Annotated in this window: 12 protein-coding genes; 6 read left to right on the plus strand and 6 right to left on the minus strand. The window is 73.9% G+C overall.

From position 1 onward, the window contains the following. The first annotated feature begins 43 nt into the window (after positions 1 to 43). Positions 44 to 664, plus strand: coding sequence for a TetR/AcrR family transcriptional regulator (locus ABWI04_RS31760; protein WP_353834729.1), 621 nt, complete (start codon positions 44 to 46; stop codon positions 662 to 664). Here the strand turns inward: ABWI04_RS31760 and ABWI04_RS31765 are convergent. From ABWI04_RS31765 to ABWI04_RS31780, 4 genes are read right to left on the minus strand one after another with little or no spacing between them, the layout of a single operon-like run. Next, positions 661 to 1,755 (minus strand): NAD(P)H-dependent flavin oxidoreductase, encoded by a 1,095-nt coding sequence (locus ABWI04_RS31765; RefSeq protein ID WP_353834730.1) that lies wholly within the window; start codon positions 1,753 to 1,755, stop codon positions 661 to 663. The two genes, ABWI04_RS31760 and ABWI04_RS31765, sit on opposite strands and share 4 nt — an antisense overlap. Positions 1,756 to 1,796: 41 nt before the next feature. Then, positions 1,797 to 2,528: a CoA-transferase subunit beta gene (locus tag ABWI04_RS31770; RefSeq protein WP_353834731.1), complete on the minus strand. Its 732-nt coding sequence runs from the start codon at positions 2,526 to 2,528 to the stop codon at positions 1,797 to 1,799. Then, positions 2,525 to 3,388 carry a CoA transferase subunit A gene (locus tag ABWI04_RS31775; protein WP_353834732.1) on the minus strand — a complete coding sequence of 288 codons (864 nt, stop codon included), beginning with the start codon at positions 3,386 to 3,388 and terminating at the stop codon, positions 2,525 to 2,527. Before ABWI04_RS31775 ends, ABWI04_RS31770 begins: the two co-directional genes overlap by 4 nt. After that, positions 3,385 to 4,131, minus strand: a complete 747-nt coding sequence (locus ABWI04_RS31780; RefSeq protein ID WP_345187400.1) for an enoyl-CoA hydratase family protein — start codon at positions 4,129 to 4,131, stop codon at positions 3,385 to 3,387. The genes ABWI04_RS31775 and ABWI04_RS31780 overlap by 4 nt, the downstream gene beginning before the upstream one ends. A 111-nt stretch (positions 4,132 to 4,242) precedes the next feature. On the opposite strand from ABWI04_RS31780, the gene ABWI04_RS31785 reads away from it, so the two are divergent. Both ABWI04_RS31785 and ABWI04_RS31790 read left to right on the plus strand, forming a co-directional pair. Then, on the plus strand, positions 4,243 to 5,016 hold the full coding sequence (locus tag ABWI04_RS31785; RefSeq protein WP_353834733.1) for an SDR family oxidoreductase: 774 nt from the start codon (positions 4,243 to 4,245) through the stop codon (positions 5,014 to 5,016). Continuing rightward, positions 5,013 to 5,921, plus strand: a complete 909-nt coding sequence (locus ABWI04_RS31790; RefSeq protein WP_345187404.1) for an SDR family oxidoreductase — start codon at positions 5,013 to 5,015, stop codon at positions 5,919 to 5,921. Before ABWI04_RS31785 ends, ABWI04_RS31790 begins: the two co-directional genes overlap by 4 nt. 33 nt (positions 5,922 to 5,954) lie before the next feature. Here the strand turns inward: ABWI04_RS31790 and ABWI04_RS31795 are convergent, their stop codons facing one another. Next, complete coding sequence (locus ABWI04_RS31795; protein ID WP_353834734.1) at positions 5,955 to 7,373, minus strand: protein kinase domain-containing protein; 1,419 nt, start codon at positions 7,371 to 7,373, stop codon at positions 5,955 to 5,957. Positions 7,374 to 7,603: 230 nt separating this feature from the next. On the opposite strand from ABWI04_RS31795, the gene hrpA reads away from it, so the two are divergent. Next, positions 7,604 to 11,524 carry an ATP-dependent RNA helicase HrpA gene (gene hrpA, locus ABWI04_RS31800; RefSeq protein ID WP_353834735.1) on the plus strand — a complete coding sequence of 1,307 codons (3,921 nt, stop codon included), beginning with the start codon at positions 7,604 to 7,606 and terminating at the stop codon, positions 11,522 to 11,524. On the opposite strand, the gene ABWI04_RS31805 is transcribed toward hrpA, so the two are convergent. Further along, a complete protein-coding gene (locus tag ABWI04_RS31805) occupies positions 11,521 to 11,745 on the minus strand; it encodes a hypothetical protein (protein WP_353834736.1) in 225 nt (74 codons plus the stop codon). The two genes, hrpA and ABWI04_RS31805, sit on opposite strands and share 4 nt — an antisense overlap. An 80-nt stretch (positions 11,746 to 11,825) precedes the next feature. Here ABWI04_RS31805 and pip point away from each other — a divergent pair, with 80 nt between their 5' ends. Both pip and ABWI04_RS31815 read left to right on the plus strand, forming a co-directional pair. After that, entirely contained in the window at positions 11,826 to 12,827 is a 1,002-nt protein-coding gene (pip, locus tag ABWI04_RS31810) for a prolyl aminopeptidase (protein WP_353834738.1), read from the plus strand. Positions 12,828 to 12,854: 27 nt separating this feature from the next. Continuing rightward, on the plus strand, positions 12,855 to 14,186 hold a 1,332-nt coding region (locus tag ABWI04_RS31815), incomplete at its 3' end, for a coiled-coil domain-containing protein (RefSeq protein ID WP_353834737.1).

The raw sequence follows: 14,186 nt of genomic DNA on the forward strand, positions 1-14,186 counted from the left end.
TACGCCTACGAGAGTAAGCGTATGTCATACGCTGTCAAGCGCCATGCCTCGACCACGCTCCCTCAGCACCGAGCGGCTCGCGGGAGCCGCGCTCGCCGTCATCGACCGGGACGGCCTCGCCGGGCTCTCCATGCGCGCCGTCGCCGAGGAGCTCGGAATGAGCACCATGGCGCTCTACCGGTACGTGCGCGACCGCGAGGAACTGGAAGGGCTGGTCGTCGACCTGGTCTACGCCGAGGTCGACGCCGCGCCGCCGCCCGCCGGGCCGTGGGAGGCGCGGATCGAGACGATGGCCCTGCGGCTGCGGGACGCGTTCGGCGCCCACGCCGCGATCATGCCGCTGACGCTCACCCGAAGGCACGAATCGGCGGGATCGCTCTGCTGGGGCGAGACGGTCGCCGGAATCCTCGCCGACGCGGGCTTCGCCGGCCCGCGCGCGGCGATCGCGCTCCGCGCGCTGATCGCCTACATCGTCGGCGCGATCCAGCTGGAGCACCTGGGCGGGCTGGAGGGGGAGGGGACCGCCGTGCTCGCCGGGCTGCCCGCCGACGCGTTCCCCCATCTGTCGCGGACCGCGCGGCACGGCCGCCGGATCGGCCCCGACGAGGAGTTCCGCGGGGGCCTGGCGGCTGTGCTGCGCGGCCTGGGCGAAGGCCCGGCCTAACCGTTGCGGGCCCCGTCGCCCGCCAGGTACGAGCGCTGTGCGGCGATGGCCTCGGCCGCCTGCCGCACGATGGAGCCGATCAGGTCGGCGCAGTCCGGCAGGTCGTCGATCACGCCGACGACCTGCCCCGACGCCATCACGCCGAGGTCGGGCCGGCCGTCCACCATGGCGGCCTTCAGCAGCATGGGCGTGTTGGCGGCCATCAGGACCTGCGACCACGACAGGTCCTTGCCGTGCTTCATCGCCTTCCCGTCGGCGATCATCTCCCGCCACGACATGCCGGACAGCTTCTTGAACCGGGCGCCGTTGCGCAGCGCCCGGACGAGCCCGCCGACGCGGCCGGAGTCCTCCAGCGCGTCGACCAGGCCGCTGCGCAGCACGCGGTGCGGCATGCCGTCCACCTGGCGCGTCACCACGGTCTCGCCGGTCCGGAGGTAGACCTGCTTGACCGCGTCCGGAACCGAGCTGTCGGACGTCAGCAGGAACCGGGTGCCCATCGCGACGCCCGCGGCGCCGTAGGCGAGCGCGGCGGCGAGGCCGCGCCCGTCGAAGAAGCCGCCGGCCGCGATCACCGGGATGTCGACGGCGTCCACGACCTGGGGGAGCAGCAGCGTGGTGGCGACGGGGCCGGTGTGCCCGCCGCCCTCGCCGCCCTGCACCAGGACGGCGTCGGCCCCCCAGCCCGCGACCTTCTCCGCGTGCCGCCGCGCGCCGACCGACGGGATCACCACGAGCCCGGCGTCCTTGAGCTTGGCGATCAGCTCCCGCCTGGGCGCGAGCGCGAAGGAGGCGACCTTCACGCCCTCCTTGATGAGCAGGTCGATGCGGTCGCCCGCGTCCCCGGCGTCGGCCCGCAGGTTGACCCCGAACGGGGCGTCCGTGCGCTCCTTGACCTCGTGGATCGCGTCCGCGAGCTGGTCGAGCGTCATCGTCGCCGACGCCAGCACGCCGAGCCCGCCCGCGTTCGCCACGGCCGTGACGAGCCGCGGCCCGGCCACCCATCCCATGCCCGTCTGGACGACCGGGTGCCGCACACCCGCCAGCCGGGTCAGCGGAGTGTCGAGCACCTGCCCGGCGCCCGCCCCGCTCACGCCCGCTCCTTGCGAGGAGGCGACCCCCCGGTTCGCTTCGCTCATGCTGGGACCTCCCGCTCGCGCAGTCCCTTGGGGTCGAGGACCTCGCGCATGATCCGCAGTTCCTCGGCGTCCGGCAGCCGCGTCTCGGGCACCTCGTCCGGGACGGCGAGCTCGAAGCCGGTGGCCGCGACCACGTCCTCGACGCCCACGCCGGGGTGGACCGAGCGCAGCCGCATCCGCCTCTCGGGGGTCTCGAAGTCGAGCACGGCCAGGTTGGTCACCACGGCGCGGATCTCGTGCGCGCCCCGGTCCCAGCCGACGCCGCTCACCATGTCGACCTTCTCGGTGAACACGCGCGCCGAGTGCTTCGGCACCCAGTAGCTCGTCGTGTTCAGCAGCGTGTTCCCCGGCCCGCCGCGCACGCCGAGGAGCTGCCGCGAGGGCTGCTTCCAGTCGCCGATGCACGAGATGTTGGTGTTGCCGTGCGCGTCGATCTGGCTCGGCCCCATCACCACGTGCCGCCGCCCGTTCAGGACGAGCCACAGGTGGTCGCGGAAGGGCAGCCAGCCCTCGACCGTCCCGGCCTGCGCGCCGAGCGGGACGGGCTCGGCGCTCAGCGACGGCCCGCCGTCGGTGGTCAGGAGGTCGGGCGCGAACGTCGCGCGCGCCAGCCGGGACCCCAGCATCGGGACGAACCCGGCCACCGCGGCCGCGACGATCTCCCCGTCGCCCCGGAACAGGTCCGCGCACGCGGCCGCGCACACCTCGGCCCTCGTCGCCTCGCTCATCGCGCCTCCTCCCGCCAGACCCGGACCGCGTCCTGGTAGGCGGCCTCGTCGCCGGAAAGGAACCGCTCGCTGAAGGCCGCCCACCGGTCGGGATCGGCCGCCGACCGCGCGTACAGCTTCTGGAACGCCTCGTCCCGCCCGAAGTCGGGCAGGCAGTCGGTGAAGTGCGCGCCGTTCGGGGTCTCCACCACGCCCGCCACCTGCGACCGGCTGATCAGCAGCGACTGCACCGGCCCCTCCTTGGCGAAGTCGGCGGTGTCGACGAGCCGCTCGCACGACACGTAGGTCCGGTCGGCCGCCTTGGCGAACAGGTCGTCCATGTACGGGTCGGGGCCGAGGTACTGGGCGTTGCCGCGCGCGTCGGCGCGGTTCATGTGCACCAGCGCCGCGTCCATCCGCAGAGCGGGGACGGCGACGAGCTCCTGCCCGTCCTCGTAGGGCGACCGGACCGTCCGCAGTTCCGGGTTGACCCTCATCACGTCGGAGCCGAGGCCGACCGGGGTGGGCAGGAACGGCAGCCGGTGCGCCGCCGCGTACAGCCCGAACATGAACATGCCCTCGTCGTACTCGGTCAGCTCGATGGCCCCGGACTGGCGCGCCTGCCGGAAATGCGGCTCCAGCGGGATCGAGTCCATCGTCACGAACGCGGTGACGAGCCTGCGGACCTTGCCCGCCGCGCACAGCAGCCCCACGTCCGGCCCGCCGTAGGCGACGACGGTGAGGTCGGTGACGGGGGAGCGCAGGATCGCCCGCACCAGCGCCATCGGCTTGCGCCGCGAGCCCCAGCCGCCGATCCCGATCGTCATGCCGCTCTCCAGCGACCCCGCGATCTCCTCGACGGACATCACCTTGGAACTCATCGGCCCCCCTTGGCGACGAAGGCGTCGCGGTGCTCGTCGCCCGCGCCGACCAGGTTCAGCTCGAACGTGAACCCCTGCTCGTAGCGGTAGCTGCGCCTGACGTCGACCGGGTCGATGCCGTTGAGCGACTCCTTGGCGCGCCGGATCACGTACCGGTCCTTCGCGGCGATGCCGGCGGCGACCTCCATCGCCTTGGCGCGCAGCTCCCCGGCCGGGACGACCTCCAGCACCGAGCCGTGGTGGTGCAGCTCCTCGGCCGTGACGTTGCGGCACGTGTAGACCATCGCCCGCATCAGGTGCTGCGGGACGAGCCGGGCGAGGTGGGTGGCGGCGCCGAGCGCGCCCCGGTCGACCTCGGGCAGCCCGAAGTAGGCGTCCCGCGAGGCGATCACGATGTCGGCGTTGCCCGCCAGGCCGACGCCGCCGCCGAGGCAGAAGCCGTGCACCGCCGCCACGACCGGGACCTCGCAGTCGTAGACGGCCGCGAACGCCGCGAAGCAGCCGCGGTTGGCGCCGACCAGCGCGGCGTGGCCCTCGGTGCTCTGCATCTCCTTGATGTCGACGCCCGCGTTGAAGCCCCGGCCCTCGGCGCGGAGCACGACGGCGCCGACCCCGGGGTCGCGGCCCGCCGCGAGCACCGCGTCGGCCAGCTCGTACCAGCCCGCGACGGTCAGGGCGTTGACCGGCGGCGCGTCCACGACGATCTCGGCGACCCCGTCCAGGGTCGTGGTGGAGACTCCCATGCGCTACCTTTCCACCAAACATTTGTTAGAACAGACGGTAGCAGAGCCGTCCGGAGGAGGCGGAATGTCATCGGAGCCGGAGGGCGCGGGGTACTCGGAACCGGAGGCGGCATGTCACTGACGCTCGACCTGGAGGGCAGGACCGTCGTGGTGACGGGCGGCGTCCGCGGGGTGGGCGCCGGGATCAGCCGCGCCTTCCTGGAGGCCGGAGCCGACGTGGTCGCGGTCGCCCGCCGCGAGCCGGAGGCGGTGCCCGAGGCCGGAGGGCGGGCCGCGCGGTTCGTCTCGCTGGACGTGCGCGACCCCGACGCCGTGCAGGCCTTCGCGGACGGCCTCGACCGCGTGGACGTGCTCGTCAACAACGCGGGCGGCGCCCCGTACCTGCCGGTGGCCGACGGCTCCCTGCGCACCCACGTCAAGATCATGGAGCTGAACCTGACGGCCCCGCTGATCATGGCCCGCGCGCTGCGCCCGCGGATCATGGAGGCCGGGGGCGGCTCGGTGATCAACATCGGCAGCGTCAGCGGGGTGCGCCCCTCGCCGGGCACCGCCGCCTACGGCGCCGCCAAGGCGGGGCTGCACAACCTCACCCAGTCCCTGGCCGTCGAGTGGGCGCCGCACATCCGCGTCAACACGCTGGTCCTCGGGATGGTCCGCACCGAGCTGGCGCACCTGCACTACGGGGACGAGGACGGCGTCGCCGCGGTGGCGGCGACCGTCCCGCTGGGCCGCCTCGCCGACCCCTACGACATCGGCGCCGCCTGCGTGTTCCTGGCGTCCGACCTGGCGTCCTACGTGACCGGCTCGTCGATGCAGGTGCACGGCGGGGGAGAGCGCCCCGCCTTCCTGGACGCCGCCACCGTCAACAAGGAGGAAACGCGATGATCTGCAAGGACCGGGTGGTCGCCGTCACCGGCGCCGGACGCGGCCTCGGCCGCGCGCACGCGCTGGAGTTCGCCCGGCAGGGCGCCCTCGTCGTCGTCAACGACCTCGGCGTCGCGCGCGACGGCACCGGCGACGCCTCCGAGGGCCCCGCCCACGACGTCGTGCGGGAGATCGAGGCGCTCGGCGGGCGGGCGGTCGCCAGCACCGACGACATCGCCACCGACGAGGGCGCCGCCGCGCTGGTCGCCGCGGCGACCGGCGCGTTCGGGCGGCTGGACACCCTCGTCAACAACGCCGGGTTCCTGCGCGACCGGATGCTGGTCAACCTCGGCGAGGACGAGTGGGACGCCGTCATGCGCGTGCACCTCAAGGGCCACTTCCTGCCGCTCAAGCACGCCGGGCGGTACTGGCGGACCGAGAGCAAGGCCGGCCGCGCCGTGGACGCGCGCGTCGTCAACACCTCCTCCGGCGCCGGGCTGCTCGGCAGCGTCGGCCAGGGCAACTACTCCGCCGCCAAGGCGGGCATCGTCGGGCTGACCCTCGTGGCCTCCGCCGAGCTCGCCCGCTACGGCGTGACGGTCAACGCGATCGCGCCCGCCGCCCGCACCCGGATGACCGAGGAGGTCTTCGCGCAGACGATGGCCGCCCCCGCCGAGGGCGAGTTCGACGCCATGGCGCCGGAGAACGTCTCGCCGCTCGTGGTCTGGCTCGGCTCCGCGCAGTCGCGGGACGTCACCGGGCGGGTGTTCGAGGCCGAGGGCGGCAGGATCTGCGTGATGGACGCCTTCCGCCACGGCCCCGCCGCGGACAAGGGCGCGAGGTGGGACCCGGCGGAGGTCGGCGACGTCGTCACGGACCTCCTGGCGAAGGCCCCCGCCCCCGAACCCGTCTACGGAGCCGGCTGACCGGCGGCCGCCGCCCGGCGCGGCGGGTCGTCGTCAGCGCGGCCGGTAGTCGTTCAGGTACCAGCGCACCTTCTCGGCGTACGGCCGGACCCGTGCCGGGACGCCGCCCGACTTCACGACCGTCGTGGCGGAGGTGCGGTAGGCGGCGGCCAGGTTCAGGGCCGGGTCGCCCGGCACGTTCTTGAGGTCCTTCCCCCAGTAGCACAGGAACCGGCCCATCGCGGGGATCGACAGCTCCGGGGTGATCTGGGCGGGCCTCGGCTCGGGGTTGTCGAGGCCGCCGGGCTGCCAGAACGCCAGCACGTGCGGCGTCCACCGGGCGATGCCGTACTCGTCGTGCGCCGGGTCGGACAGGTGCGGATCGTAGCCGCTCTCCGCCTTCAGCATCGCCGCGATCAGCGCCGGGCTCAGCCCGCGCAGCTCGCACCACGTCCCGGCCTGGACGACCAGGTCGCGGTAGCGGGCGGGGACGTCGGACCCCGCCCGCAGCCACTGCCTGTTCCGCTCCTGCGGGGGAGTGCCGCCGTCGCCCCGGTGGGGGAGCCCCGCGAACGCGACGGCGGCCACGGCCACCGCGGCGGCCGCACCGGCCGCCGCGACCGCCGCCCGCCGGCCGCGCCGGTGCCCGCCTGGCGGGCGCCCTCTCGGCGCGAGCGCGCGGGTGCGCGTCTCCCCGGAGGCCCGCGCCAGCGCCTCCCCGAAGTCCGCCGCCGTCGCCCAGCGCCTGTCACGGTCGGGATCGAGCGCGCGCATCACGGCCGCGCCGACCCCGGAGGGGACCGCGGCCAGGGTCTGCCCGAGCGGGCGCGGGGGCATGGCCGGCGGCTCCCCGGTCAGCAGGTGGTGGGTCAGCGCGCCCAGGCCGTAGACGTCCGCGCGGCGGTCCGGCGCGCCGTCCACCTGCGTCTGCTCGGGCGCCATGTAGCCGGGCGATCCGGCGGGCAGCGTCAGCCTCGACAGGTGCTCCCCGGTGCGCGCGATGCCGAGGTCGGCGATCATGATGCGCTCGCCGCCGCCGGGGGCCGACCGCAGCAGCACGTTGGACGGCTTCAGGTCGCGGTGCACGATGCCGAGGTCGTGCAGCTCCTGCACGCCCCGGATGATCTCCTGTGCGGTGCGCAGCGCCTCGCCCGGCGGGAGCGGCCCGCCGGCGAGCCGCTCGGCCAGCGTGCCGCGGTCGGCGTAGGTCATCACGAAGTAGGGCCGGCCGTCCGGCAGCTCCCCGATGTCGAAGACCTGCACCAGCCGGTGCGAGTCGGCGCGGCGCAGCAGCCGCGCCTCCTGGACGAACCGGTCCCGCACGTCGGTGCGCAGGGTCCAGTGGCCGGCCAGGATCTTGATCGCGACGGGGGAGTCGAGGTCGGGGTCGTGCCCCAGCCAGACCGAGGCGAAGCCGCCGGATCCGAGGTGGCTGTCGATCCGGTAGCGCCCGGCGGCGATCGGGGTCTCCACGTCTCCCAATCATGAATGACGGGCCGGGCCCCGCGCAGTGGCTTTGGGTGAAGGATCAGGCGCGGATCGTGGCCGGGGGAGGAGGAATGCGGCTTACCGGCACGGCGTTGTAAGGGCCGGATAATGGATCGCACTGGCCGGGGTGTTCCGGCTACGGTGCGAAGGTTGTGGGGTGAGCGGGGCCCTGGGGGCCTGGAACCCTATCCTTGTCGATGGTTATGGGGACGAGTGTGGAATCGCCGCTCGCCGGCCTGCGCGCGCGCCTGCCGCAGTTGATGCTGCGCGACCAGCACCGGCTGCGCCGCAGGATCGACGGCGCCCAGAAGACGCGGGACGCCGCGCGCCGGGCGAAGGTCGCCGAGGAGATCGCCGCCGAGGTCGAGGCCGCCGAGCGGCGGGTCGAGCGGCGGCGTCTCGCCGTGCCCGAGATCACATATCCGGCGCAGCTGCCGGTGTCGCAGAAGAAGGACGACATCCTCGCCGCGATCCGCGACCACCAGGTCGTGATCGTCGCGGGCGAGACCGGCTCCGGCAAGACGACTCAGATCCCCAAGATCTGCCTCGAACTGGGCAGGGGCGTGCTCGGCTCCATCGGCCACACCCAGCCGCGGCGGCTCGCCGCGCGGACGGTCGGCGACCGCATCGCCGAGGAGCTCGGCACCGAACTCGGCGAGACCGTCGGCTACAAGGTGCGCTTCACCGACCGGTCGAGCGACGACACGCTCGTGAAGCTGATGACCGACGGCATCCTGCTCGCCGAGATCCAGACCGACCGGCTGCTGCGCCAGTACGACACGCTCATCATCGACGAGGCGCACGAGCGCAGCCTGAACATCGACTTCCTCCTCGGCTACGTCAGGGAGATCCTGCCGCGCCGCCCCGACCTCAAGGTGGTCATCACCTCCGCGACGATCGACCCGGAGCGGTTCTCCGCGCACTTCGGGGACGCGCCGATCGTGGAGGTGTCCGGGCGCACCTATCCGGTCGAGGTCAGGTACCGCCCCGTCACCGACCCGGACGACCCGTCCGCCGACCCCGACCGCGACCAGGTCCAGGCGATCGTCGACGCGGTCGACGAGCTCGGCCGCGAGGAGCCCGGCGACGTCCTGGTGTTCCTCAGCGGCGAGCGGGAGATCCGCGACACCGCCGACGCGCTCACCAAGCACTTCACCCGCCGGCGCGGGACGACCGAGGTCCTGCCGCTGTACGCGCGGCTGTCGTCGGCCGAGCAGCACCGGGTGTTCCAGCCGCACCGCGGGCGGCGGGTCGTGCTCGCCACCAACGTCGCGGAGACGTCGCTGACCGTCCCCGGCATCAAGTACGTCGTCGACCCCGGCACCGCGCGCATCTCCCGCTACAGCCACCGGCTGAAGGTGCAGCGGCTCCCGATCGAGCCGGTCTCGCAGGCCTCGGCGAACCAGCGCAAGGGCCGCTGCGGCCGCGTCTCCGAGGGCGTGTGCATCCGGCTGTACTCCGAGGAGGACTTCGAGTCCCGCCCGGAGTTCACCGAGCCGGAGATCCTGCGGACCAACCTCGCGTCGGTCATCCTGCAGATGACCGCGCTCGGCCTCGGCGACATCGCCGCGTTCCCGTTCGTGGAGCCGCCCGACCGCCGCAACGTCAAGGCCGGCGTGGAGCTCCTGCACGAGCTCGGCGCCATCGACCCCGCCGAGAAGGACCCGCGCAAGCGCCTCACCCCGCTCGGCCGTCGGCTGGCCCAGCTGCCCGTCGATCCCCGGCTCGGGCGCATGATCCTGGAGGCCGACCGCAACGGCTGCGTCCGCGAGGTGCTGATCATCGCGGCGGCGCTGTCCATCCAGGACCCGCGCGAGCGTCCCGCCGAGAACCAGCAGGCCGCCGACGAGCGGCACCGCCGGTTCGCCGACCCCGGCTCCGACTTCCTCGCCTACCTGAACCTGTGGAACTACCTGCGCGAGCGGCAGGCGGAGCTGTCGGGCAGCGCGTTCCGCCGCATGTGCAAGAACGAGTTCCTGCACTACCTGCGCATCCGCGAGTGGCAGGACCTGCACGGCCAGCTCAAGCAGGTCGCCAGGTCCCTCGGCGTCACGCTCAACACCGCCGACGCGCCGCCCGACCGCATCCACACCTCGCTGCTCGCCGGCCTGCTGTCCCACATCGGGCTGATGGACGTCGACAAGAAGGACAAGCAGCGGCGCGGGCAGGAGTACCTCGGCGCCCGGGGCGCGAAGTTCGCGGTCTTCCCGGGGTCGTCGCTGTTCAAGAAGCCGCCGCGCTGGGTGATGTCGGCGGAGCTGGTCGAGACGTCCCGGCTGTGGGGACGGATCAACGCCCGGATCGAGCCCGAGTGGGTCGAACCCCTCGCGCAGCACCTGGTGAAGCGCAACTACAGCGAGCCGCACTGGTCGAAGAAGCAGGCGGCCGTCATGGCGCGCGAGAAGGTCACCCTCTACGGGGTCCCGATCGTCGCCGACCGCCGTGTCAACTACGGCGCCATCGACCCGGCCCTGTCGCGCGAGCTGTTCATCCGGCACGCGCTCGTCGAGGGCGACTGGGAGACCCACCACCGGTTCTTCCACGACAACCGCGCCCTGCTGGACGAGGTGGAGGAGCTGGAGCACCGCGCCCGGCGCCGCGACATCCTCGTCGACGACGAGACCCTCTTCGACTTCTACGACGCGCGGATCCCCGAGGACGTCGTCTCCGGGCGGCACTTCGACGCCTGGTGGAAGAAGGCCCGGCGCGCCGACCCCGACATGCTCGGGTTCGAGAAGTCGATGCTCATCAACGAGTCGGCGGGCGGCGTCAGCGAGTCCGACTACCCGGACGTGTGGCAGCAGGGCGCGCTGCGGCTGCGGCTCACCTACCAGTTCGAGCCGGGCACCGACGCCGACGGCGTCACCGTGCACATCCCCGTCCAGGTCCTTAACCAGGTGCGGCCCGCCGGCTTCGACTGGCAGGTGCCGGGCCTGCGCGCCGAACTGGTCACCGAGCTGATCCGGTCGCTGCCGAAGCAGCTGCGCGTCAACTTCGTCCCGGCGCCCGACTACGCCCGCAAGATCCTCGACCGCGTCGCGCCGCGCACCGAGCCGCTGCTGGACGCCCTGGAGCGCGAGCTGACCGCGATGACGAGCGTGCCGGTCGCGCGGGAGGCGTGGGACCCGTCCCGGCTGCCCGCCCACCTGCGCATCACCTTCCGGGTCCTGGACGCGGCGGGCCGGACCCTCGGGGAGGGCACCGACCTGGACGAGCTGAAACGCCGCCTCGCCGGGAAGGTGCGCGGGACGCTGTCCAAGGCCGCGTCCACGATCGAGCGGTCCGGGCTCACCGCGTGGACGATCGGCGAGCTGCCCCGCACCTACGAGCGCAACCAGGCCGGGTACGACGTCAAGGCATATCCGGCGCTCACCGACGAGGGCGACGCCGTCGCCGTCCGCATGTACGAGACGGAGGCCGAGCAGCGCCGCGCGATGTGGCTCGGCACGCGGCGGCTGATCCTGCTGAACGCGCCGTCGCCGGTGAAGCTCATCCAGAGCCGCCTGACCAACCAGGGCAAGCTGGCGCTCAGCCACAACCCGCACGGCTCCGTCGCGGCGCTGTTCGACGACTGCGTCACCGCCGCCGCCGACCGGCTCATCGCCGAGGCGGGCGGGCCCGCGTGGGACGAGGACGGCTTCCGCGCCCTGTACGACCGGGTCCGCGCCGACCTGCACGACGCGACGGCCCAGATCGTCGCCCTGGTCGAGCGGATCCTCGCCGAGGCGCACGAGATCGACCGGCGGCTGCGCGGTACGGCGAGCCTCACGCTCGTGCCCGCGCTCACCGACGTCCGCGGACATCTCGGCACGCTGGTGCGGCCGGGGTTCGTCACCGCGACCGGCTGGGCCCGGCTGCCAGACCTGCCGCGCTACCTGCGCGCCCTGCAGGTGAGGCTCGACAAGCTTCCCGAGAACCCGGGACGCGACCGCATGCTCGCGCACCAGGTCGAGGTGCTGGCGCAGGAGTACGACCAGGCGTTGCGCCGGCTTCCCCCGTCCCGGCGCGAGGAGGAGCCGGCCCGGCAGATCCGCTGGATGCTGGAGGAGCTGCGGGTCAGCCTCTTCGCCCAGCAGCTCGGCACGCGCTTCCCTGTCTCCGACAAGCGCATCCGCAAGGCGATGGCCCAGCTCTAGACGGGCGTGCGCGCGAACAGCTCCAGGTGCCCGCACCGGCGGCACCGCAGGGCGTCGATCTGCCAGCGGGGCCGGCCCATGCGCTTCGCGCCGCCGAGGAAGCCCTTCTCCAGCGGGCCGAGGATCCAGCGGGCGTAGCCCTTGGAGTGCTCGCCCGCGTCCTCGATGAAGCCCGGTTCGAGGTCGTCGCCCTCGCACTGCGTGCACGTCGGCTGCGTCATGCCGGGAGGGTAGCGGGTCACGCGGGCGGGGGAGCGGCGGGACGACGCCTGATCATGTCGGGTGATACTGGGACATGGCCTTGCGGGAGTACTACCCACCGATCGAGCCCTACGACTCCGGGCTGCTGGACGTCGGCGACGGCGACCGCGTCTACTGGGAGACCTGCGGCAATCCCGACGGACTGCCCGCGGTCTTCCTGCACGGCGGTCCCGGAGGGGGGCTGCTGCCCGACCACCGGCGGTTCTTCGACCCGGCCCGGTACCGCGTCGTCCTGTTCGACCAGCGCAACTGCGGCCGCAGCCTGCCCGGCGCGGGCGACCCCGCGGTGCCGCTCGACCGCAACACCACGCCGCACCTGGTGGCCGACATGGAGCGGCTGCGCGAGCACCTGTCGATCGAACGCTGGCTGGTGTTCGGCGGCAGCTGGGGGAGCACCCTCGCGCTCGCGTACGCGCAGACGCACCCCGACCGGGTCGCCGCCATGGTGCTGCGCGGCATCTACCTCGTCCGTCCGTGGGACGAGCCGTGGGGGCTGACCCCCACCGGCGCGGCGCGGCTGTTCCCCGCCGAGTGGGCCGCGTTCCGGGACGCGATCCCGCCCGCCGAGCAGGACGACCTGCTGGCCGCCTACGGCCGCCGCGTCGGCCACCCGGACCCGGCCGTCCGGCTCCCCGCCGCCCGCGCCTGGGCCGCGTGGGAGATGGCGGCCAACACGCTCCTGCCCGTCCCGCCGCCGGAGCTGGACGACGCGGTGACGGTGGCCTTCGCCCGCATCATGCACCACTACATCGCGAACGGAGGCTTCCTCCCGCCCGAGGGGCTGCTCGGGGGCGTGGACCGCGTCCGGCACATCCCCGCGGTGATCGTGAACGGGCGCTACGACGTGAAGACGCCGCTGGAGCAGGCGTGGGACCTGCACCGCGCGTGGCCGGAGGCGAGATTCCACGTCGTCGAGGACGCCGGGCACGGCGGCGGCGAGCCCGGCACGCGGGACCGCCTCATCGAGGCCACCGACGAGTTGGCCGCTCACTTTCCGGCGAAGTGGGCGCCCCCACATGTACCACCCAAGTCACTGCAGTGACGGGCAGGGGTGCGTAAGGTTCATTCCATGCCTAACAGCGATGAGCGCGACAATAGCGGCCCCGAGGAGACGGCCGCGGCTCCCCAGGGCGCGGTCTCCGAGGGCACGGCGCACAAGGGCTCGGCGTACCAGGGCACGGGGGCCGGGGCGCCCGCCGAGACCGCGGTCGCGCGCATGGGCGACCCGGTCACGGTCTGGCCGTGCGCCAACTGCGGTCGCCCCGTCCCGCAGCCGGTCGGCGCCGCCCGCACCGTCCGCTACTGCCAGGACAACGACGGCGCCTGCGCCCGCGAGGCGCGCGAGCGCCGCGACCGCGGCCGGGACGCGCCGGGCCTCACCGGGCAGGTCGCGTCGGCGTGGGAGATCGTCGAGCGGATGGAGCGGGCCGCCGACGCGCTCGCCGACTCGCTGACCTCCGAGCTGAGCGTCGCCGGCGTGGAGCGCCGCGTCGCCGAGGTGCGGGCCGAGGCCGCCCGCGAGCTCGCCATCGCGCAGAGCGAGCGCGACGCCTCCCAGCGCAAGGCCGAGGAGGCGTGGCACGAGGCCGTCTCGTCCCGCAAGCGCGCCGACACGGCCGAAGGGGAGGCGAGCCGCGCCCGTGAGGAGGCCAGGCTCGCCACCGCCAAGCGCGACGCCGCGCAGCAGGCGTGGGAGGAGGCCCACCAGATCGCGCAGCAGTCCATGACGGCCAAGCTCGCCGCCGAGAGCGAGCGCGACCGGGTCGCGGCCCGAGAGACCGAGCTGCTCGCCGCGCTGGAGGCCGCCCGGGCCGAGCTCGTCGGCCTGCACGCCAAGCTCGCCGAGGCGGAGAGCGCCGCCGAGACGCAGCGCGTGGAGGCCGCGGTGGCCAAGCAGGGCGCCGAGGACCTGCGCAACGCCATGCGCGACACCGAGGCCCAGCGGCAGCGCGCCATGCAGGCCGCCAGCAAGGCCGAAGCCGAGCGCACCACCGCGATGCGCGCCCAGTCGGAGGCCGAGGCGGAGGTCGTCCGCGCCAACGCCCGCGCCGACGAGGCCGCCAAGGAGCGCGACACCGCGCTGTCCCAGGCCGCGGCCGCGACGGCCGAGCGGGACGAGCTGAACACCAAGGTGAACGACCAGGCGGTGCAGCTGCGGCAGCTGTCGCAGTCGGTCGCCGAGCAGCAGGCCGCCCTCACCGCACTCGCCGAGGAGCGCGACGCCGCCCGCGCCGAGGCCGACCGCGCCCGCCGCCAGATCGACCAGCTCACCCACAACACGCTGTCGTCGAACTTCCCGCCCGGGGGGCGGATGTCAGGCGGAGGCCACCCGGCGCCCCCGCCCGGCGTGCCGCCCACCGGAGCCCCCGCCCCGGGCCCGGGGCCCGGCATGCCGCCGGGC

The organism is Actinomadura sp. NPDC000929 (assembly GCF_040492065.1).
In the GTDB taxonomy this organism is placed as follows: Bacteria; Actinomycetota; Actinomycetes; order Streptosporangiales; family Streptosporangiaceae; genus Spirillospora; species Spirillospora verrucosospora.

Bases quoted from the DNA above. Each gene is read 5' to 3' on its own strand.
- ABWI04_RS31790 (WP_345187404.1), top strand. From the start codon at position 5,013: ATGATCTGCAAGGACCGGGTGGTCGCCGTCACCGGCGCCGGACGCGGC.
- ABWI04_RS31785 (WP_353834733.1), top strand. From the start codon at position 4,243: ATGTCACTGACGCTCGACCTGGAGGGCAGGACCGTCGTGGTGACGGGC.
- ABWI04_RS31775 (WP_353834732.1), bottom strand. From the start codon at position 3,388: ATGAGTTCCAAGGTGATGTCCGTCGAGGAGATCGCGGGGTCGCTGGAG.
- ABWI04_RS31805 (WP_353834736.1), bottom strand. From the start codon at position 11,745: ATGACGCAGCCGACGTGCACGCAGTGCGAGGGCGACGACCTCGAACCG.
- ABWI04_RS31780 (WP_345187400.1), bottom strand. From the start codon at position 4,131: ATGGGAGTCTCCACCACGACCCTGGACGGGGTCGCCGAGATCGTCGTG.
- ABWI04_RS31770 (WP_353834731.1), bottom strand. From the start codon at position 2,528: ATGAGCGAGGCGACGAGGGCCGAGGTGTGCGCGGCCGCGTGCGCGGAC.
- ABWI04_RS31760 (WP_353834729.1), top strand. From the start codon at position 44: ATGCCTCGACCACGCTCCCTCAGCACCGAGCGGCTCGCGGGAGCCGCG.